The 18,215-nt window shown below is 54.1% G+C and carries 15 protein-coding genes; 8 read left to right on the top strand and 7 right to left on the bottom strand.

All coding sequences use genetic code 11. The features are described from left to right. The first annotated feature begins 9 nt into the window (after positions 1 to 9). The 7 genes from E2L00_RS11205 (at position 10) to kefC (ending at position 9,737) form a co-directional block, all read left to right on the top strand. The gene (locus tag E2L00_RS11205) at positions 10 to 1,017 is read left to right on the top strand and encodes a LacI family DNA-binding transcriptional regulator (protein ID WP_167611254.1); all 1,008 of its coding nucleotides are present in this window, start codon (positions 10 to 12) and stop codon (positions 1,015 to 1,017) included. Between the two features lie 151 nt (positions 1,018 to 1,168). Beyond that, positions 1,169 to 1,990, top strand: a complete 822-nt coding sequence (gene dapB, locus E2L00_RS11200) for a 4-hydroxy-tetrahydrodipicolinate reductase (protein WP_167611251.1) — start codon at positions 1,169 to 1,171, stop codon at positions 1,988 to 1,990. A gap of 459 nt (positions 1,991 to 2,449) precedes the next feature. After that, on the top strand, positions 2,450 to 3,598 hold the full coding sequence (gene carA, locus E2L00_RS11195; RefSeq protein WP_167611248.1) for a glutamine-hydrolyzing carbamoyl-phosphate synthase small subunit: 1,149 nt from the start codon (positions 2,450 to 2,452) through the stop codon (positions 3,596 to 3,598). A gap of 16 nt (positions 3,599 to 3,614) precedes the next feature. Then, on the top strand, positions 3,615 to 6,839 hold the full coding sequence (carB, locus tag E2L00_RS11190) for a carbamoyl-phosphate synthase large subunit (RefSeq protein ID WP_167611245.1): 3,225 nt from the start codon (positions 3,615 to 3,617) through the stop codon (positions 6,837 to 6,839). A 177-nt stretch (positions 6,840 to 7,016) separates the two neighbouring features. Then, the gene (locus E2L00_RS11185; protein ID WP_167611242.1) at positions 7,017 to 7,250 is read left to right on the top strand and encodes a YgdI/YgdR family lipoprotein; all 234 of its coding nucleotides are present in this window, start codon (positions 7,017 to 7,019) and stop codon (positions 7,248 to 7,250) included. Between the two features lie 104 nt (positions 7,251 to 7,354). Further along, complete coding sequence (gene kefF, locus E2L00_RS11180; RefSeq protein ID WP_167611238.1) at positions 7,355 to 7,891, top strand: glutathione-regulated potassium-efflux system oxidoreductase KefF; 537 nt, start codon at positions 7,355 to 7,357, stop codon at positions 7,889 to 7,891. Next, positions 7,878 to 9,737 carry a glutathione-regulated potassium-efflux system protein KefC gene (kefC, locus tag E2L00_RS11175; RefSeq protein WP_167611235.1) on the top strand — a complete coding sequence of 620 codons (1,860 nt, stop codon included), beginning with the start codon at positions 7,878 to 7,880 and terminating at the stop codon, positions 9,735 to 9,737. The genes kefF and kefC overlap by 14 nt, the downstream gene beginning before the upstream one ends. Positions 9,738 to 9,767: 30 nt before the next feature. On the opposite strand, the gene E2L00_RS11170 is transcribed toward kefC, so the two are convergent. Beyond that, positions 9,768 to 10,382 carry a LysE family translocator gene (locus E2L00_RS11170; protein WP_167611232.1) on the bottom strand — a complete coding sequence of 205 codons (615 nt, stop codon included), beginning with the start codon at positions 10,380 to 10,382 and terminating at the stop codon, positions 9,768 to 9,770. A 271-nt stretch (positions 10,383 to 10,653) separates the two neighbouring features. Between E2L00_RS11170 and folA the strand changes: the two genes are divergently transcribed. Then, positions 10,654 to 11,133 (top strand): type 3 dihydrofolate reductase, encoded by a 480-nt coding sequence (gene folA / locus E2L00_RS11165; protein ID WP_167611229.1) that lies wholly within the window; start codon positions 10,654 to 10,656, stop codon positions 11,131 to 11,133. Between the two features lie 196 nt (positions 11,134 to 11,329). On the opposite strand, the gene apaH is transcribed toward folA, so the two are convergent. Genes apaH through lptD form a run of 6 tightly spaced genes read right to left on the bottom strand, consistent with a single transcriptional unit; the run spans position 11,330 to position 18,092 of the window. Continuing rightward, positions 11,330 to 12,181: a bis(5'-nucleosyl)-tetraphosphatase (symmetrical) ApaH gene (apaH, locus tag E2L00_RS11160; protein WP_167611226.1), complete on the bottom strand. Its 852-nt coding sequence runs from the start codon at positions 12,179 to 12,181 to the stop codon at positions 11,330 to 11,332. A gap of 4 nt (positions 12,182 to 12,185) precedes the next feature. After that, positions 12,186 to 12,563 (bottom strand): Co2+/Mg2+ efflux protein ApaG, encoded by a 378-nt coding sequence (gene apaG / locus E2L00_RS11155; RefSeq protein WP_167611223.1) that lies wholly within the window; start codon positions 12,561 to 12,563, stop codon positions 12,186 to 12,188. Positions 12,564 to 12,565: 2 nt separating this feature from the next. Then, complete coding sequence (rsmA, locus tag E2L00_RS11150) at positions 12,566 to 13,387, bottom strand: 16S rRNA (adenine(1518)-N(6)/adenine(1519)-N(6))-dimethyltransferase RsmA (RefSeq protein ID WP_167611220.1); 822 nt, start codon at positions 13,385 to 13,387, stop codon at positions 12,566 to 12,568. Beyond that, entirely contained in the window at positions 13,384 to 14,373 is a 990-nt protein-coding gene (gene pdxA / locus E2L00_RS11145) for a 4-hydroxythreonine-4-phosphate dehydrogenase PdxA (protein ID WP_167611217.1), read from the bottom strand. The genes rsmA and pdxA overlap by 4 nt, the downstream gene beginning before the upstream one ends. Further along, complete coding sequence (gene surA / locus E2L00_RS11140) at positions 14,366 to 15,658, bottom strand: peptidylprolyl isomerase SurA (RefSeq protein ID WP_167611214.1); 1,293 nt, start codon at positions 15,656 to 15,658, stop codon at positions 14,366 to 14,368. Before surA ends, pdxA begins: the two co-directional genes overlap by 8 nt. A gap of 55 nt (positions 15,659 to 15,713) precedes the next feature. Continuing rightward, positions 15,714 to 18,092 (bottom strand): LPS assembly protein LptD, encoded by a 2,379-nt coding sequence (gene lptD, locus E2L00_RS11135; protein WP_167611211.1) that lies wholly within the window; start codon positions 18,090 to 18,092, stop codon positions 15,714 to 15,716. Positions 18,093 to 18,215: the final 123 nt, after the last annotated feature.

Here is an 18,215-nt window from a genome sequence, read left to right as displayed (position 1 = left end):
GGAAAGAAAATGAGCACCGTTACTCTCGCCCAGGTTGCAAAGCGCGCTTCCGTCTCAACGGCTACTGTCTCGATGGTGCTGCGCAACCGTGGGCGCATTTCCGATGCCACGCGAAATCGCGTGATGCAGGCGCTTAATGAGCTGGGATATGTCTATAACCAGACCGCAGCTAATCTTCGCAACCGCACCAGCAATCAGGTTGGATTGCTGCTGCATGATATTACTAACCCGTTTTATGGCGAGATGACGGCGGGGTTAAGTCAGGAGATGGAGCGCCACGATCTGCTACTGTTTCTGGCAAACAGCGAAGAGTCAGGGGAGCGACAACAGAAGTTTGTTGATTCCCTGATGCGCAATAATGCCTGCGGTATGGTGCTATGCGCCGCACGTGAAACGCCACCGCTGTTTTTTGAAACGCTCAAGCGTCGCAATATCCCGGCGATAATGGTGGTGCGTCCGCTGGATGACGTAGATTTTGATTTTGTAGGTACGGATAATTTTCTCGGAACGCAGCTGGCGACCCAGCACCTGCTGCGTCTGGGGCACCGCCATATCGCTTTTATCGGCGGCAGCGAAAACTCCATGACCCGGGCACAGCGCATCGGCGGCTACAGCAGCAAGCTGCTGGAAAATCGCCTGCAGCCCAATAGCGAGTGGGTCGTCTCCTCGGCGGCCAGCCAGAGCGACGGCGCAAGGGTGGCTGAGGCGTTGCTCCATCGCTATCCGGAAATTACCGCCGCAGTTTGTTATCAGGATATTGTGGCGCTTGGCGTTATGCAGACCTTACGCAAAATGGGACGCACGCCGGGTAAGGATTTTGCGCTGGTAGGCTTTGACGATGTCACCGAGGCTGCGCTGGTACAGCCCGCGCTGACCACGGTTTCGGTCGCGGCCAAAGAGATTGGCCGTAAAGCGGGAGAGCTATTATTCAGTCGTATACAGGGGAATGACGAGCCGCCAAAGCGTATTATCCTGCCGCCAACGCTTGTGGTACGCGAGTCGTGCGGGTTTAAGTAGCCCCTGTTTTTACCAGGGAAATAACGGCTTTTACTGATAACTGCGGCGGTTTGACATAAATTTCTAATTATTGGTGTTTTCGGCTGGCGGCCTTTCACGGGGCTGGGTAACCTGAGAATGTTTTGTAAGCAGATTAATGAAGAGAGTGGATATGATTGAAGCACAGATCCGCGTCGCGATTGCGGGCGCGGGCGGTCGTATGGGACGACAACTTATTCAGGCAGCTTTACAGCTGGACGGCGTGCAGCTTGGTGCGGCGCTTGAGCGTTCCGGCTCATCTTTAGTCGGCAGCGATGCGGGTGAGCTGGCTGGCGTCGCGAAAACGGGCGTCACCGTCAGCGACAGCCTGGATAAAGTAGTCAACGATTTTGACGTGTTTATCGATTTCACTCGTCCGGAAGGCACGCTGAGCCATCTCGCATTCTGCCGCCAGCACGGTAAAGGTATGGTCATTGGCACCACTGGCTTTGACGAAGCTGGCAAGCAGGCGATCGTTGATGCTTCGGCGACGATCCCCATCGTCTTTGCGGCGAACTTCAGCGTGGGCGTGAACGTCATGCTTAAGCTGCTGGAAAAAGCGGCCAAAGTGATGGGCGACTATACCGATATCGAAATTATCGAAGCTCACCACCGGCATAAAGTGGATGCGCCTTCAGGCACCGCTCTGGCGATGGGAGAAGCCATCGCCCAGGCCATGGACAAAGACTTAAAAGAATGCGCCGTCTACTCCCGCGAGGGTTATACCGGCGAGCGGGTGCCTGGAACTATTGGTTTTGCGACCGTGCGCGCCGGGGACATTGTCGGTGAGCATACCGCGATGTTTGCTGATACTGGCGAACGCATTGAAATCAGCCACAAGGCTTCAAGCCGCATGACTTTTGCAAATGGGGCAGTTCGATCTGCTTTATGGTTGAACGGCAAGAAAAATGGTCTTTTTGATATGCGTGATGTGCTTGATCTCAACAGGTTGTAAACGTTATTACCCATCGTGATGTGGTTATTACAATCATAATTATTTGATTGACAGGGCAATAATTTATTGCCCTTTTTTATTTTGAGCACTATTCAATGTTTTTTATCTCAAGTCGGCATAAACTACAATTATCTCTGTTTTTTTGTGGTTGTAACGTTAATTTTGACCATTCGGTCCACTTTCTCCGACGCGTAAAGATAAATTTCTATTCTTCCTGCTTCGCAAACGATTACCTTTCCTGAGTTAGCTGCACGTTTTGCCTGCCAGTGCCGATATTTTTAACCAGAGCGGCAAAATAACGATAAAAAGTTCGGGATCGGGTAGACTTTTATTCATCCTGTCCTTAGAATGCCGCCGTTTGTCAAAAATCCGAATGACAGGCTGTTTTGCATTTGATTCAGACATGAGTTTTGAATTAATATGCGAATAAATTGAATGTTTATTCCCCTGGAGGACGTTTTGATTAAGTCAGCAATATTGGTTCTGGAAGACGGAACCCAATTCCACGGTCGGGCCATTGGGGCATCGGGTCAGGCAGTGGGAGAAGTCGTTTTCAACACTTCTATGACCGGTTATCAAGAAATCCTCACTGATCCTTCCTACTCCCGCCAGATAGTCACCCTTACTTATCCTCATATCGGCAATGTCGGCACCAATGCCGCCGACGAAGAATCCTCTCAGGTACATGCGCAAGGCCTCGTCATTCGTGACCTGCCGCTGATTGCCAGCAACTACCGCAATACCGAGGATCTTTCTTCTTACTTAAAGCGCCATAACATCGTGGCGATTGCCGACATCGATACCCGTAAGCTGACGCGCCTGCTGCGTGAGAAAGGCGCTCAGAACGGCTGCATTATCGCTGGCGATAACGTTGACGCGGCGCTGGCGCTTGAGAAAGCCAAAGCGTTCCCGGGTCTGAACGGTATGGATCTGGCAAAAGAAGTAACTACCAAAGAATCTTACGCCTGGCAGCAGGGGAGCTGGACGCTTGAAGGCGAGCTGCCGGAAGCGGCAAAAGAAGAAGATTTACCGTTCCACGTGGTGGCCTATGACTACGGCGTGAAGCGCAACATCCTGCGCATGCTGGTTGACCGCGGCTGCCGCCTGACGGTGGTTCCGGCTCAGACGTCAGCGCAGGAAGTCCTGAAGCTGAACCCGGACGGCATTTTCCTTTCCAACGGCCCGGGCGACCCGGCGCCTTGCGATTACGCGATTAGCGCCATCAAATCCTTCCTGGAAACCGACGTGCCGGTATTCGGTATCTGCCTTGGCCACCAGTTACTGGCTCTGGCAAGCGGCGCCAAAACCGTGAAGATGAAGTTTGGTCACCACGGCGGCAACCACCCGGTTAAAGATCTCGACCGCGACTGCGTGATGATTACCGCTCAGAACCACGGCTTTGCAGTAGATGAAGATACGCTGCCGTCAAATCTGCGCGTAACGCACAACTCGCTGTTCGATAAAACATTACAGGGCATCCATCGTACCGATAAGCCAGCGTTCAGCTTCCAGGGTCACCCGGAGGCGAGCCCTGGTCCGCACGATGCCGCACCGCTGTTCGACCACTTTATCGACTTGATTAAGCACTACCGTTCGATCGCCAAATAATCAGGAGCCATAAAAAATGCCAAAACGTACAGATATTAAAAGCATCCTGATCCTTGGTGCAGGCCCGATTGTCATCGGCCAGGCGTGTGAGTTTGACTACTCCGGCGCGCAGGCGTGTAAAGCGCTGCGCGAAGAGGGTTACCGCGTCATTCTGGTGAACTCTAACCCGGCCACCATTATGACCGACCCGGAAATGGCCGATGCGACCTACATCGAGCCGATTCACTGGGAAGTGGTACGCAAAATCATTGAAAAAGAGCGTCCGGACGCGGTGCTGCCAACCATGGGCGGCCAGACGGCGCTGAACTGTGCGCTGGAACTTGAGCGTCAGGGCGTGCTTGCCGAATTCGGCGTCACCATGATTGGCGCCACTGCCGACGCAATTGATAAAGCAGAAGACCGCCGTCGTTTTGACGTGGCGATGAAAAAAATTGGCCTCGACACCGCGCGTTCCGGCATCGCCCACACCATGGAAGAAGCGCTGGCGGTTGCGGCAGACGTGGGCTATCCGTGCATCATTCGTCCGTCATTCACCATGGGCGGCACCGGCGGCGGTATCGCCTATAACCGCGAAGAGTTCGAAGAAATCTGCGAGCGCGGTCTGGACCTTTCCCCAACCAAAGAGCTGCTGATTGACGAGTCGCTCATCGGCTGGAAAGAGTACGAGATGGAAGTGGTGCGTGATAAAAACGACAACTGCATCATCGTCTGCTCTATCGAAAACTTCGACCCGATGGGCATCCACACCGGCGACTCTATCACCGTCGCGCCAGCCCAGACGCTGACCGACAAAGAATATCAAATCATGCGTAACGCCTCGATGGCGGTGCTGCGTGAAATCGGCGTTGAAACCGGCGGCTCCAACGTGCAGTTCTCGGTGAACCCGAAGACTGGCCGCCTGATCGTTATCGAGATGAATCCGCGCGTATCCCGCTCCTCCGCGCTGGCCTCTAAAGCAACCGGCTTCCCGATTGCTAAAGTTGCCGCGAAGCTGGCGGTGGGTTACACCCTCGATGAGCTGATGAACGATATCACCGGCGGCAAAACGCCTGCCTCGTTCGAACCGTCTATCGACTACGTTGTGACCAAAATCCCTCGCTTTAACTTCGAGAAGTTTGTTGGCGCCAACGACCGTCTGACTACGCAGATGAAATCCGTCGGCGAAGTGATGGCGATTGGCCGCACCCAGCAGGAATCGCTGCAAAAAGCGCTGCGCGGTCTGGAAGTGGGCGCCACCGGTCTGGATCCGAAAGTGAATCTGGAAGACCCGGAAGCGCTGACCAAAATCCGTCGCGAGTTAAAAGACGCCGGTGCCGAACGTATCTGGTATGTCGCCGACGCGTTCCGCGCAGGTTTGTCTGTCGATGGCATATTCAACCTGACCAATATCGACCGCTGGTTCCTGGTGCAGATTGAAGAGCTGGTGCGTCTGGAAGAGAAAGTGGAAGAGGTGGGCATCACCGGCCTGGACTACGATTTCCTGCGCGTGCTCAAGCGCAAAGGCTTTGCCGATGCGCGCCTGGCAAAACTGGCTGGCGTCCGCGAATCCGAAATCCGCAAGCTGCGTGAACAGCACAAGCTGCACCCGGTCTATAAACGCGTTGATACCTGTGCGGCGGAATTCTCCACCGACACCGCGTACATGTATTCCACATATGAAGACGAGTGCGAAGCTAACCCGAACAACGACCGTGACAAAATCATGGTGCTGGGCGGCGGACCGAACCGTATCGGCCAAGGTATTGAGTTTGACTACTGCTGCGTACACGCCTCTCTGGCGCTGCGTGAAGATGGTTATGAAACCATCATGGTTAACTGCAACCCGGAAACCGTTTCTACCGACTACGACACCTCTGACCGTCTGTACTTCGAACCGGTAACCTTCGAAGACGTGCTGGAAATCGTCCGCGTTGAGAAGCCTAAAGGCGTTATCGTACAGTACGGCGGCCAGACTCCGCTGAAACTGGCGCGTGAACTGGAAGCCGCTGGCGTGCCAATCATCGGCACCAGCCCGGATGCGATTGACCGCGCCGAGGACCGTGAGCGCTTCCAGCATGCGGTTGACCGTCTGAAGCTGAAACAGCCTGCTAACGCCACGGTAACGGCTATCGAAATGGCCGTAGAGAAAGCGGCGCAAATCGGCTATCCGCTGGTGGTTCGTCCTTCTTATGTTCTTGGCGGACGCGCGATGGAAATCGTTTATGACGAAGCCGACCTCAGACGCTACTTCCAGACGGCGGTCAGCGTATCCAACGATGCGCCGGTGCTGCTGGACCGCTTCCTCGACGACGCGGTAGAAGTGGATGTGGACGCAATCTGCGACGGCGAAACCGTGCTGATTGGCGGCATCATGGAGCATATCGAACAGGCGGGCGTACACTCCGGCGACTCCGCATGTTCGCTGCCGGCTTATACCCTCAGTCAGGAAATTCAGGACGTAATGCGCCAGCAGGTGCAGAAACTGGCTTTCGAACTGCAGGTGCGCGGGCTGATGAACGTGCAGTTTGCGGTGAAAGACAACGAAGTTTATCTGATTGAAGTGAACCCGCGTGCCGCACGTACCGTGCCGTTTGTCTCCAAGGCAACCGGTGTGGCGCTGGCGAAGGTTGCCGCGCGCGTGATGGTTGGCAAAACGCTGGTTGAGCAGGGCGTAACAAAAGAAATTATCCCGCCTTACTACTCCGTGAAAGAAGTGGTGCTGCCGTTCAACAAGTTCCCGGGCGTGGACCCGCTGTTGGGGCCAGAAATGCGCTCTACCGGCGAGGTGATGGGCGTCGGCCGCACCTTTGCAGAAGCTTTCTCGAAAGCGATGCTGGGCAGCCAGTCCACGATGCGTAAACCGGGCCGCGCGCTGCTCTCCGTCCGCGAAGGCGATAAAGAGCGCGTGGTGGATCTCGCCGCCAAGCTGCTGAAACAGGGCTTTGAGCTGGACGCGACCCACGGTACGGCTATCGTACTGGGCGAAGCGGGTATCAACCCACGCTTGGTGAACAAGGTGCATGAAGGTCGTCCGCATATTCAGGACCGTATCAAGAATGGCGAATACACTTACATCATCAACACTACTGCGGGCCGCCAGGCGATTGAGGATTCCAAACTTATCCGCCGCAGCGCGCTGCAATACAAGGTGCATTACGACACCACGCTGAACGGCGGTTTCGCCACGGCCATGGCGCTGAACGCGGATGCCACCGAGAAGGTGATTTCGGTGCAGGAAATGCACGCGCAAATCACCGGGTAATTTCCCGGATTGATCCCAAAACCCGCTCACTGAGCGGGTTTTTTTATGAGCCTTCACCACCGGCTTTAGCGATTGCAGGCGCGCTTCGGAGAGTTCTGCATTTTCCGCTGAAGCTGCAAGGCTCTGCTAATGTTTTGAGTCAGATAATGAAAAATGGCTACAAACAGGGAGAGCAACATGCAAAACAAAATTCTGATGGCTTCCGTATTTGCCGCCGCGACGCTGTTTACCGTAGCTGGCTGTTCATCTAACCAGGCGGTAAAAACCACCGATGGCAAAACCATCGTTACCGACGGCAAACCGCAGGTAGATGACGATACCGGCCTGGTATCTTATAAAAATGCGGAAACCGGCCAGACCGAACAGATCAATCGCGATCGGGTTAAGACGATGAACGAACTGGATAACTGATTCAGTTTTACTCCATTAGCCCGCCAGGAATATTGACTATTAGCCTGTTGAATTACTGCCTACACTCTTGTGGTAAAAGAAAGCGGTAAACGACAGGCTAATTCATGATCTTAATTATTTATGCGCACCCCTATCCGCAGCATTCACACGCCAATCGTAAAATGATAGAGCGGGCCACCATGCTGCCCGACGTAGAAGTCCGCCCGTTGTACGATCTCTATCCCGATTTCAATATTGATATCGCCGCCGAGCAGGAAGCGTTAAGCCGGGCCGATCTCGTTGTCTGGCAGCACCCGATGCAGTGGTACAGCATGCCGCCGTTAATGAAGCTGTGGATCGACAAGGTGCTTTCTCACGGCTGGGCTTACGGTCAAGGCGGTACGGCGCTGCAAGGAAAAAATGTGATGTGGGCCGTGACGACCGGCGGCGGCGAAAGGCATTTCGAACTGGGCGATCATCCTGGCTTCGACGTGCTGGCGCAGCCTTTACAGGCGACCGCGCTTTACTGTGGTATGGAATGGCTACCGGGTTTTGCCATTCATTTCACTTTTGTTTGCGATGAGCACACGCTTGACGTACAGGCGGAGCTTTACAAACAGCGTTTGGCTGGCTGGCAGGAGATGAATCATGGACAGTCATAGCATGATCCAGGCATTGATCTACCTTGGTTCCGCCGCGCTGATTGTGCCTGTTGCGGTACGTCTGGGATTAGGTTCGGTACTCGGCTATCTGATCGCCGGCTGTATTATCGGGCCCTGGGGATTACGGCTGGTAACGGACGCCGGCACGATTCTGCATTTCGCTGAAATTGGCGTGGTGTTGATGCTGTTTGTTATCGGCCTTGAGCTGGACCCGCGTCGGCTGTGGACGCTGCGCGCTTCGGTGTTTGGCGGCGGTATGCTGCAAATGGCGGCGTGCGGTCTGTTCCTCGGTTTGTTCTGCATGCTGATGGGGCTCGGCTTACAGGTGGCTGTATTGATCGGCTTAACGCTTGCGCTCTCTTCCACGGCGATAGCCATGCAGGCCATGAACGAGCGTAACCTGTCGATTTCACCGATGGGCCGCAGCGCATTTGCCGTGCTGTTGTTCCAGGACATCGCCGCCATTCCACTGGTGGCGATGATCCCGCTGCTGGCGAGCAGCGGTAGCGCGACAACTTTCGCAGCCTTTACTATTTCTGCACTGAAAGTAGCTGGCGCGCTGGCGTTGGTTGTGTTGCTTGGTCGGTACGTTACTCGTCCAGTGCTGCGATTCGTTGCCCGCTCCGGCCTGCGGGAAGTCTTCAGCGCCGTGGCGTTATTCCTTGTCTTCGGCTTTGGACTGCTGCTTGAAGAAGCCGGTTTATCCATGGCGATGGGCGCGTTTCTGGCAGGCGTATTGCTGGCAAGCTCGGAATATCGCCACGCGCTGGAAAGCGATATCGAACCGTTTAAAGGTTTGCTGCTTGGGCTGTTCTTTATCGGTGTCGGCATGTCGATAGACTTCGGCACGCTGGTGGAAAATCCGCTGCGCATTATCGTGCTGCTGGCTGGTTTCCTGGTGATTAAAACGCTGATGCTGTGGATCGTCGCCAGGGCGCTGAAAGTACCGCGTAAACAGCAGCGCTGGTTTGCTGTTTTATTAGGGCAGGGCAGTGAATTCGCGTTTGTTATTTTCGGTACGGCGAGGATGGCTGACGTGCTTGATGACGGCTGGGCAAAATCCCTGACGCTTGTCGTCGCGCTTTCCATGGCCGCAACGCCGTTGCTGTTAGTGCTGCTTAGCCGCCTGGAAAAATCAGCCAAAGAGCAGGCGCGCGAGGCAGATGAAATCGATGAACAACAGCCGAGGGTCATCATTGCGGGCTTTGGCCGTTTCGGGCAAATCGCCGGGCGTTTGCTGCTGACCAGCGGGGTGAAAATGGTGGTGCTCGATCACGATCCGGACCATATCGAAACGCTGCGTAAATTTGGCACCAAAGTATTCTACGGTGACGCCACGCGCGTGGATTTACTCGCATCTGCCGGAGCGGCGAAAGCCGAAGTGCTGATCAACGCCATCGACGATCCGGATGCGAATATACAGCTCTCCGAACTGGCGCAGGCGCATTTCCCGAATTTGCAGGTTATCGCCAGAGCGCGCGATCTCGATCACTTTATCCGCCTGCGGCAGGCGGGCGTTGAACAGCCGGAACGTGAAACGTTTGAAAGCTCGTTAAAAGTAGGACGCCGGGCGCTGGAAATACTGGGCGTAGGTAGCTATGAAGCGCGTGAGCGTGCCGATCATTTCCGTCGTTTCAATATGCAAATGGTAGAAGAGATGGTTGCCGCAGCGGATATGCCCGCGCGCGCGGATGTTCTTAAACGTACCAGCGCGATGCTGACCGAGGTGATTAACGAAGACCGCGCGCATCTGAACGTCATCCAACGGCACGGCTGGCAGGGCACGGAGGAAGGGAAGCATACTGGTAAGCTGACGGATGAACCGCCAGCGAAGCCTGCGCAATGAGTGACAAATGCTCCCGGCTGGGAGCGTTTTTTAGCTCAGCGCGACTTTAATCCCCAGCGCAACCAGCATACCGCCCAGCAGTTTATCCACAATTTTTTGCGCTTTTGCCAGACCAAGGCGCACCGGCGCGCTCTGGATTAACACCACCAGCAGCGGCCACCAGATGACAGACAGTGTCAGGATCACGCCGGCATACCACAGCTTATCCAGCGTGTCTGAATTAACGCTCAATACCTGTGTGAAGATCGACAGGAAAAATAGCGTCGCTTTTGGATTCAGCAAATTGCACAGATAGCCCTGCAGAAATGCTTTCCCGAGCGTGGTTTCCTGACGGGCAATCTGGCTGACATCCATTTTGCTGCCGCCACGGGCAAACAGCGCGTGCAGGCCGACCCAGACCAGGTACGCCGCACCGGCGTATTTCAGCAGGCCGAACAGCCATGGCGTGGTGGTGATAACGACGGCAAGACCGGCAACGCAATAGGTCATGTGAGTTGCTACGCCGCTTATCACCCCAAGGGAAGTCATCATTGCCGCCGAGCGCGTGTAGCGCGCTGCGTTCTTTATAACCAGAAAGAAGTCGGGGCCGGGAGAAAGCATGCCCAGCGTGGCAATGGTGGCGACGAAGAGGGTGGTTTCCAGCATAAAGGTGTCCAGCGCAGAGAGATAAAAATAAACTATAACTCAGCCATCGCATAAACTTACAGTGACGTTCGCGATGAATAAGCATTTTTTAAGCGAATGTCATGGGATTTTTCGCTAACTCCTTGTTCGGGTTAGCGCTGGTGAGGAGGCGCTTTCTGCCTTGCTCAGCAGAACAAAAATAATTTTTGTCGCGAAGGGTAAGGGCAGTCGACGAAAGAATGCGCTTTACGTATAGTGGCGGCAATTTTTTCACCAGCCCTGGATTAACAGAATGATCAGTCTGATTGCTGCATTAGCGGTAGATCGCGTTATTGGCATGGAAAACGCCATGCCCTGGAATTTACCTGCCGATCTGGCCTGGTTTAAACGTAATACGTTAAATAAACCGGTCGTGATGGGACGTTTGACATGGGAATCTATTGGCCGCCCGTTACCTGGCCGCAAGAATATTGTTATCAGCAGCAAACCGGGCACTGACGATCGCGTTGAGTGGGTCGGTTCCGTTGATGAAGCAATCCGCGCCTGCGGCGATGCGGAAGAGATCATGGTGATTGGCGGCGGACGCGTCTACGAACAGTTCCTGCCAAAAGCGCAGCGCCTGTATCTGACGCATATTGATGCGGAAGTGGAAGGCGACACGCATTTCCCGGATTACGACCCGGACGAATGGCAGTCAACGTTCAGCGAATTCCACGACGCCGACGAGAGCAACTCGCACGGTTACTGCTTCGAGGTTCTGGAGCGTCGCTAAAATTAAAAACCCGGTTATTCACCGGGTTTCAGAATGATGACAAACTCTCAACCAACACAGGTTGAACGTATGCCGCCGAATAAAAATCAAGTAAAATCAAAGGGTTGATTTTCGGCTGATAACCACAAAGAAGGAAAAACCACGCTTTTTCCTTCTTTGTCAGCAATAAAAAACCCGGTTATTCACCGGGTTTTTTTTATAATGCTATGGCCGTGTCGCCGTCGCCGGTATCGACCTTACGGTTCGACGGCTGCACAAAATACGTTTTATCTTCCCAGCGCAAACAGGTTAAATCCCCGCCCCAGCAGCAGCCGGTATCCAGACCGTAGATGCCAGGCGGTGTCCCTTTGCCTTCAAGCGACGCCCAGTGACCAAAGATGACCGAATATGCATCCGTTACCGGGCCAGGGATGGCAAACCACGGTTTTAGCGGCGCAGGCGCGCTTTCAGGCGTGTCTTTGCAGTACATATCCAGCTGACCGTTCGGGAAGCAGTAGCGCATACGCGTGAGCGCGTTGGTAATGAAGCGCAGACGGGCGAGACCGGTAAGATCCTGCGACCAGTTGTTTGGCATATCGCCATACATCGCGTCGAGGAACAGCGGGTAGCTGTCGCTTGAAAGCACCGCTTCGACATCACGAGCGCAGGCGATAGCCGTAGCGATATCCCACTGCGGGGTGATCCCGGCGTGCGCCATGACCAGTTTTTTCTCTTCATCGAGCTGGAGCAATGGCTGACGACGCAGCCAGTTGAGCAACTCGTCAGCATCCGGCGCTTCAAGCAGCTGTGAGACGCGATCTTTGGGCTTATTACGGCTAATGCCTGCGTAAACCGCCAGCAGATGCAAATCGTGATTACCGAGCACCATACGCGCGCTGTCACCCAGACTGCGGACATAGCGCAACACTTCAAGTGAGCCCGGACCTCGCGCGACGAGATCGCCCGTGAGCCATAAAGTATCTTTGCCAGGCGTAAACTCAACCTGTTGCAGCAGGGCGATCAGTTCATCGTAGCAGCCGTGAACATCGCCAATCAGGTATGTAGACATCGTATCAATGAATGAAGGCTGGAATGGCCAGACGGAAGACGGGAATGGCGACGCGGAAAGCCTCGCCCTGAGAATCGACCATTTCGTAATGGCCTTGCATGGTGCCCAGCGGCGTTTCAAGCACCGCGCCGCTGGTGTAACTGTATTCATTGCCCGGTTCGATGTGGGGCTGGACGCCGATGACGCCTTCGCCCTGCACTTCGGTTTCATGGCCGTTTCCGTTGGTAATGAGCCAGTAACGGCCAAGCAGTTGCACCGGCGTTCGCCCCAGATTTCGGATGGTTACGGTATAAGCAAAAACGAAACGTTCATTTTCCGGGGAGGATTGAGATTCGATATAAACGCTTTGTACCTGAACACATACGCGGGGCGAATTTAACATCGTTAACTCTCCTTCGGCTGCGGGTGCTCAGCCAGATAGTTTGCCAGTTGGCAATACTGGGCAACTGAAATGTTCTCAGCGCGCAGGGTCGCATCGATACCCAGTTCCGCCATGACCTCTGCACTGAACAGATGGCCGAGGCTGTTGCGAATCGTTTTACGGCGCTTGTTAAACGCTTCAGTGGTAATGCGGCTTAACACGCGCAGCTCTTTTACCGGGTGTGGGATCGTCGCATGAGGCACCAGACGTACCACTGCTGAATCCACTTTCGGCGCAGGCGTAAAGGCCGTTGGCGGCACTTCGAGCACCGGGATAACGTTGCAATAATATTGCGCCATCACTGATAAACGACCATACGCTTTACTGTTTGGGCCTGCAACCAGACGGTTGACGACCTCTTTTTGCAGCATAAAATGCATGTCCGCAATGGCATCAGTATAGCTAAAGAGATGGAACATCAACGGCGTAGAGATGTTATACGGCAGGTTGCCAAACACGCGCAGCGGCTGGCCGATTTTTTTTGCCAGCTCGCCAAAATCCATCGTCATGGCGTCCTGCTGGTAAATCGTAAGCTTGGGCGCCAGAAAAGGATGCGTCTGCAGACGAGCGGCCAGATCGCGGTCGAGCTCGATGACGGTCATTTCGTCCAGTCGCTCACCCACAGGTTCGGTTAATGCGCCGAGGCCCGGACCGATTTCTACCATCGCCTGGCCTTTCTGCGGGTTAATAGCGGAGACAATACTGTCGATAACGAACTGGTCATTAAGGAAGTTTTGTCCAAAACGTTTACGGGCAAGATGGCCCTGGTGGACGCGAGTATTCATTGAGTATTTGTAATCATTTTGATGGCGAGATTAAGCGCCGTAATAAAACTGCCGACATCGGCTTTTCCCCGGCCTGCAAGTTCAAGAGCAGTCCCGTGGTCGACGGATGTGCGGATAAAAGGTAAGCCCAGGGTGATATTCACCGCGCGACCAAAGCCCTGGTATTTTAACACCGGTAGCCCCTGGTCGTGATACATCGCCAGCACCGCATCGGCGTGGTCGAGATACTTCGGCTGAAAGAGCGTATCGGCCGGAAGTGGACCTGAAAGGTTCATTCCGCGGGCGCGCATCTCGTTGAGCACCGGCACTATTGTATCAATCTCTTCTGTGCCCATATGGCCGCCTTCGCCCGCATGAGGATTCAGGCCGCACACCAGCACATGAGGTTGCGCAATACCAAACTTGGTTTGCAGGTCATGATACAGGATGGAGATTATCTGGCGTAATAAATCTGGCGTGATGGCATCGCTAATCGCTTTTAACGGCAGATGCGTGGTCGCCAGGGCAACCCGTAGTTCCTCGGTTGCCAGCATCATCACGACTTTTTCGCTTTGCGAACGTTCTTCGAAAAACTCTGTATGGCCGATAAACGGGATGCCGGCATCGTTGATAATGCCTTTGTGTACCGGCCCGGTAATCAGCGCGGCAAACTCACCGTTAAGACAGCCGTCGCAGGCGCGAGCCAGCGTTTCAACGACATAGGCACTGTTACGCACGTCCAGCTGGCCGGGCACTACCGCAGCATGCAGCGCGACAGGCAAAATAGTCAGCGTTCCTGTAGCCTGAGGCGTGGCCGGAAGTCCGGGTTGATAAGGCTGGAGCGTGAGCGGCAGGCCAAGCAGGGCTGCTCGTTCAAGCAGTAATTCGGGGGCTGCGCAGACGACCAGTTCAACGGGCCAGTCGCGTTGCGCGAGTGCGACGACCAGGTCGGGACCAATCCCGGCGGGTTCGCCGGGAGTGAGGGTCACGCGAGAGACGTTAGCCATTGCTGCCGGTAATCTTCACGTAAGCACTGGCGCGTTGTTCCTGCATCCAGGTCTGCGCTTCTTCAGAGAACTTACGGTTAAACAGCATACGGTACGCACGATCTTTCTGCGCCGCGTCAGTCTTGTCGACTTTGCGGGTATCCAGCAGCTCGATCAAATGCCAGCCGAAGGAAGAGTGAACGGGCTCGCTGGTCTGGCCTTTGTTCAGTTTCATGATCGCATCACGGAAGGCCGGATCGTAGATATCCGCGGAAGCCCAGCCCAGATCGCCGCCCTGGTTGGCAGAACCTGGATCGTCAGAAAACGCTTTCGCGGCTTTGTCAAAGGTGGTTTTGCCACTCTTGATATCTGCGGCGATTTGCTCAAGCTTCAGACGCGCCTGTTGATCGGTCATGATAGGCGATGGTTTAAGCAGAATATGACGCGCATGTACTTCGGTCACAGAAATACTCTGGGACTGGCCACGCAGATCGTTCACTTTCAGGATGTGGAAGCCAACGCCGGAACGCACCGGGCCGATGACGTCGCCTTTTTTCGCGGTGGTCAACGCCTGGGCGAAAATTGACGGCAGTTCCTGGATACGACCCCAGCCCATCTGTCCGCCTTTCAGCGCCTGCTGGTCAGCAGAATAAGTGATGGCCAGCTTGCCGAAATCCGCGCCGTTTTGCGCCTGGGAAACGATATCACGCGCTTGCTTTTCCGCATCGTCAACCTGAGCGGACGTTGGGTTTTCTGGCAGAGGGATCAGGATATGGCTCAGATTCAGCTCGGTGCTGCTGTCGTTTTGACTACCGACCTGCTGTGCCAGCGAATCAACTTCCTGCGGCAGAATGGTAACGCGGCGACGCACTTCGTTATTGCGCACTTCAGAGATAGTCATCTCTTTGCGGATTTGAGCACGGTACGTATTGTAATTGATACCGTCATAGGCCAGACGGCTGCGCATCTGATCCATGCTCATTTTGTTCTGCGCGGCGATGTCAGCAATAGCTTTATCCAGCTGCTCGTCGGTGATTTTCACGCCCATCTTCTGGCCCATCTGCAGGACAATTTGGTCCATGATCAGACGTTCCAGAATCTGGTGGCGCAGCGTACTGTCATCCGGCAGCTGCTGACCCGCTTGCTGAGCGTTTAACTTCACCGATTGCATCAGGCCATCGACGTCGCTTTCAAGGACTACACCGTTGTTTACTACGGCTGCTACTTTGTCGACCACTTGTGGCGCCGCGAAGGTGGTATTCGCCACCAGAGCGATACCGAGAAGCAGCGTTCTCCAGTTCTTCATACTTTTCCCAATTTTACCAGCCGCGAAGCGGATTACGTTTTCAAGTCTTAGTGAATTACATCGAGCTTTGATACGGCAGAATATTAGAACGCAACATCTGCTGTGTGCCCAGGCCATAGTTTGAACTCAGGCCGCGTAACTCGATGTTAAAGCCGAATACGTTATCGTATTTGCTTTGATCGTTTTCCCAGCCGTTAATTTTACGCTCGTAACCAACACGAATCGCATAACAGCATGAGCTGTACTGCACGGCAAGCATAGAGTCTGCCACTTGTTGCGCCTTAGTGTCGTAGTAGTACGCACCGACAACCGACCAACGATCGACAACCGGCCAGCTTGCCGTTACACCCACCTGAGAAACCCCATCTTTGTACTGATCGGCATTGGTATTAATGCCTGGTATCGTTGCACTGATGTACTCCGGGCTTGCATAGCGATAATTCAACTGCACAAGACGGTCAGCATCGCGACGGTATTCGATTGCACCGTTGCCGGTAGCCACGTTATCCAGGCGTGTATCATATTGCACACCACCTCGTAAGCCCCAGCGATCGGTCATGCGCCAGTAGGTATCACCAGCCCATACGACAGATCCGGTTTCATTACCTTTCTCGCTGCTAATCGTTTCATCGCCGGTTCGCGATTTTGTGAAGTAGTAGATTTGACCCACGGAAACGTTAAAACGTTCAATAGCGGCATCATCATAAATACGTGAGGTTAAACCGGTAGTGACCTGGTTGGCGGAAGCAATACGGTCCAGACCGCCATAGGTTCTGTCACGGAACAGACCCGTATAATCTGACTGAAGCAGGGCGGAGTCGTAGTTATTGATATTGCTTTGATCTTTATAAGGAACATAAAGATATTGCACGCGGGGTTCCAGCGTTTGCGTCCAGCCTTCGGCAGAATTCATATTTCTGTCGAAAATCAGCTTACCGTCCATTTTAAACTGCGGCAGGGTACGGTTAACCGTTTCGTCCAGTTTGTTCGCAGAAGCAAGGTTTGTTGGGCTATTTCTGACGGAATAACGGTACTCATCCAGGTTGCGCTGCTGATAGTGGGTCGCCATGACCTTCGCTTCGGTATTCAGGCTCGCCCAGCCGTTGGAAAGCGGCAGGCTGATTACCGGTTCGATATGCAGACGCGTGGCTTCCGGCAGGTTTTCATTCACGTTTGTAAAGTGAACGGCCTGGCCATAAATACGGGTATCGAAAGGACCTACATCATTCTGGTAATAGTTAACGTCCAGCTGCGGCTCGGCGCGGTACGAATTACGCGTGCGCTGGGAATCAAAGACCTGGAACTGTTTAGTGGCGAGCGTTGCGTTAAAGTTTTCCACCGCATAGCCGACGCTAAATTTTTGCGTCGCATAGCCATCGGTGCTGGAACCGTACTGTGAACTAAAGTCGTTAAAATACTTTTCATCGCTGACTTTGGTGTAATCGACGTTGAAACGCCAGACCTGATCCATTACGCCGCCGTGACGCCAGTAGAATAACCAGCGGTGTGCGCTGTCGTCTGGATTTACGCCCGTTTCATTTTTGTATTCGTCGTCAGAACCCAGATAGTCAAACTCCATCAGACCCGAGCCCGCTACGGTCAGGTAGCGGAATTCGTTCTGCCATTGCGTCCCACGTTTTTCCATATAGTGCGGGGTAATGGTGGCATCAAAGTTTGGTGCGATGTTCCAGTAATACGGCAGGGTAAATTCCAGGCCGTTATTGGTGCTGTATTTCGCATTCGGGATCAGGAAACCAGAACGGCGTTTGTCGCCGATCGGCAACTGCAAATAAGGACTGTAGAACACCGGCACCGGGCCAAGCTTAAAGCGAGCGTTCCAGATTTCGGCAACCTGTTCCTCGCGGTCCTGAATCACTTCGCTCCCTACAACGCTCCAGGTATTTGAACCGGGCAGGCAGGAGGTAAAAGTTCCGTTATCAAGGATGGTGTAGCGGTTATTGCCACGCTGCTTCATTACGTCGGCCTTGCCGCGTCCCTGACGGTCAACCATCTGGTAGTCGCCTTCCCAGACGTTAGTATCTTTTGTATTTAAATTTGACCAGGCTTTAGGACCTTTCAGGATGACCTGATTATCGTCGTAGTGCACATTACCCAGCGCGTCTACCGTGCGGACGGGATCGGGCTGTCCGTCAACCTGTTTCTGATGCAGTTGAACTTCATCGGATTGCAGGCGGCTGTTACCTTGCTGTATATCCACATTACCGGTAAAGACCGCGTTGTCAGGATAATCTCCTTTCGCATGGTCGGCGTTAATCGTCACCGGCAGGTTATTGGTATCGCCTTTGATCAAAGGACGGGTGTAGCTGGGGACGCCCAGCATACATTGCGAGGCAAGATCGGCAGCCATACCTTGTTGGCTATAAAGCGCTGAGCCAATCAGGGTGGCCAGCAAGGTGGGAATACGTTTTTTCATACGTGTTATTCGTTGTTCCATCATCAATGGCTTAGCGTCGGCAAACGGTCAGAGACTAACTTACTCATCACCACAGCGCTAGTGTTAATCCCGCCCGTTCAGCAGCCTGCCGTTAGGCACCGC

Source organism: Cedecea colo (genome assembly GCF_011808225.1).
In the GTDB taxonomy this organism is placed as follows: domain Bacteria; phylum Pseudomonadota; class Gammaproteobacteria; order Enterobacterales; family Enterobacteriaceae; genus Dryocola; species Dryocola colo.
This window is presented reverse-complemented; position numbering and strand designations above follow the sequence as displayed.

What these genes read in the sequence shown, in the direction of transcription:
- E2L00_RS11205 (WP_167611254.1), top strand. Translation starts at nt 10, where the DNA reads ATGAGCACCGTTACTCTCGCCCAGGTTGCAAAGCGCGCTTCCGTCTCA.
- dapB (WP_167611251.1), top strand. Translation starts at nt 1,169, where the DNA reads ATGATTGAAGCACAGATCCGCGTCGCGATTGCGGGCGCGGGCGGTCGT.
- carB (WP_167611245.1), top strand. Translation starts at nt 3,615, where the DNA reads ATGCCAAAACGTACAGATATTAAAAGCATCCTGATCCTTGGTGCAGGC.
- E2L00_RS11185 (WP_167611242.1), top strand. Translation starts at nt 7,017, where the DNA reads ATGCAAAACAAAATTCTGATGGCTTCCGTATTTGCCGCCGCGACGCTG.
- kefF (WP_167611238.1), top strand. Translation starts at nt 7,355, where the DNA reads ATGATCTTAATTATTTATGCGCACCCCTATCCGCAGCATTCACACGCC.
- kefC (WP_167611235.1), top strand. Translation starts at nt 7,878, where the DNA reads ATGGACAGTCATAGCATGATCCAGGCATTGATCTACCTTGGTTCCGCC.
- E2L00_RS11170 (WP_167611232.1), bottom strand. Translation starts at nt 10,382, where the DNA reads ATGCTGGAAACCACCCTCTTCGTCGCCACCATTGCCACGCTGGGCATG.
- folA (WP_167611229.1), top strand. Translation starts at nt 10,654, where the DNA reads ATGATCAGTCTGATTGCTGCATTAGCGGTAGATCGCGTTATTGGCATG.
- apaH (WP_167611226.1), bottom strand. Translation starts at nt 12,181, where the DNA reads ATGTCTACATACCTGATTGGCGATGTTCACGGCTGCTACGATGAACTG.
- apaG (WP_167611223.1), bottom strand. Translation starts at nt 12,563, where the DNA reads ATGTTAAATTCGCCCCGCGTATGTGTTCAGGTACAAAGCGTTTATATC.
- rsmA (WP_167611220.1), bottom strand. Translation starts at nt 13,387, where the DNA reads ATGAATACTCGCGTCCACCAGGGCCATCTTGCCCGTAAACGTTTTGGA.
- pdxA (WP_167611217.1), bottom strand. Translation starts at nt 14,373, where the DNA reads ATGGCTAACGTCTCTCGCGTGACCCTCACTCCCGGCGAACCCGCCGGG.
- surA (WP_167611214.1), bottom strand. Translation starts at nt 15,658, where the DNA reads ATGAAGAACTGGAGAACGCTGCTTCTCGGTATCGCTCTGGTGGCGAAT.
- lptD (WP_167611211.1), bottom strand. Translation starts at nt 18,092, where the DNA reads ATGAAAAAACGTATTCCCACCTTGCTGGCCACCCTGATTGGCTCAGCG.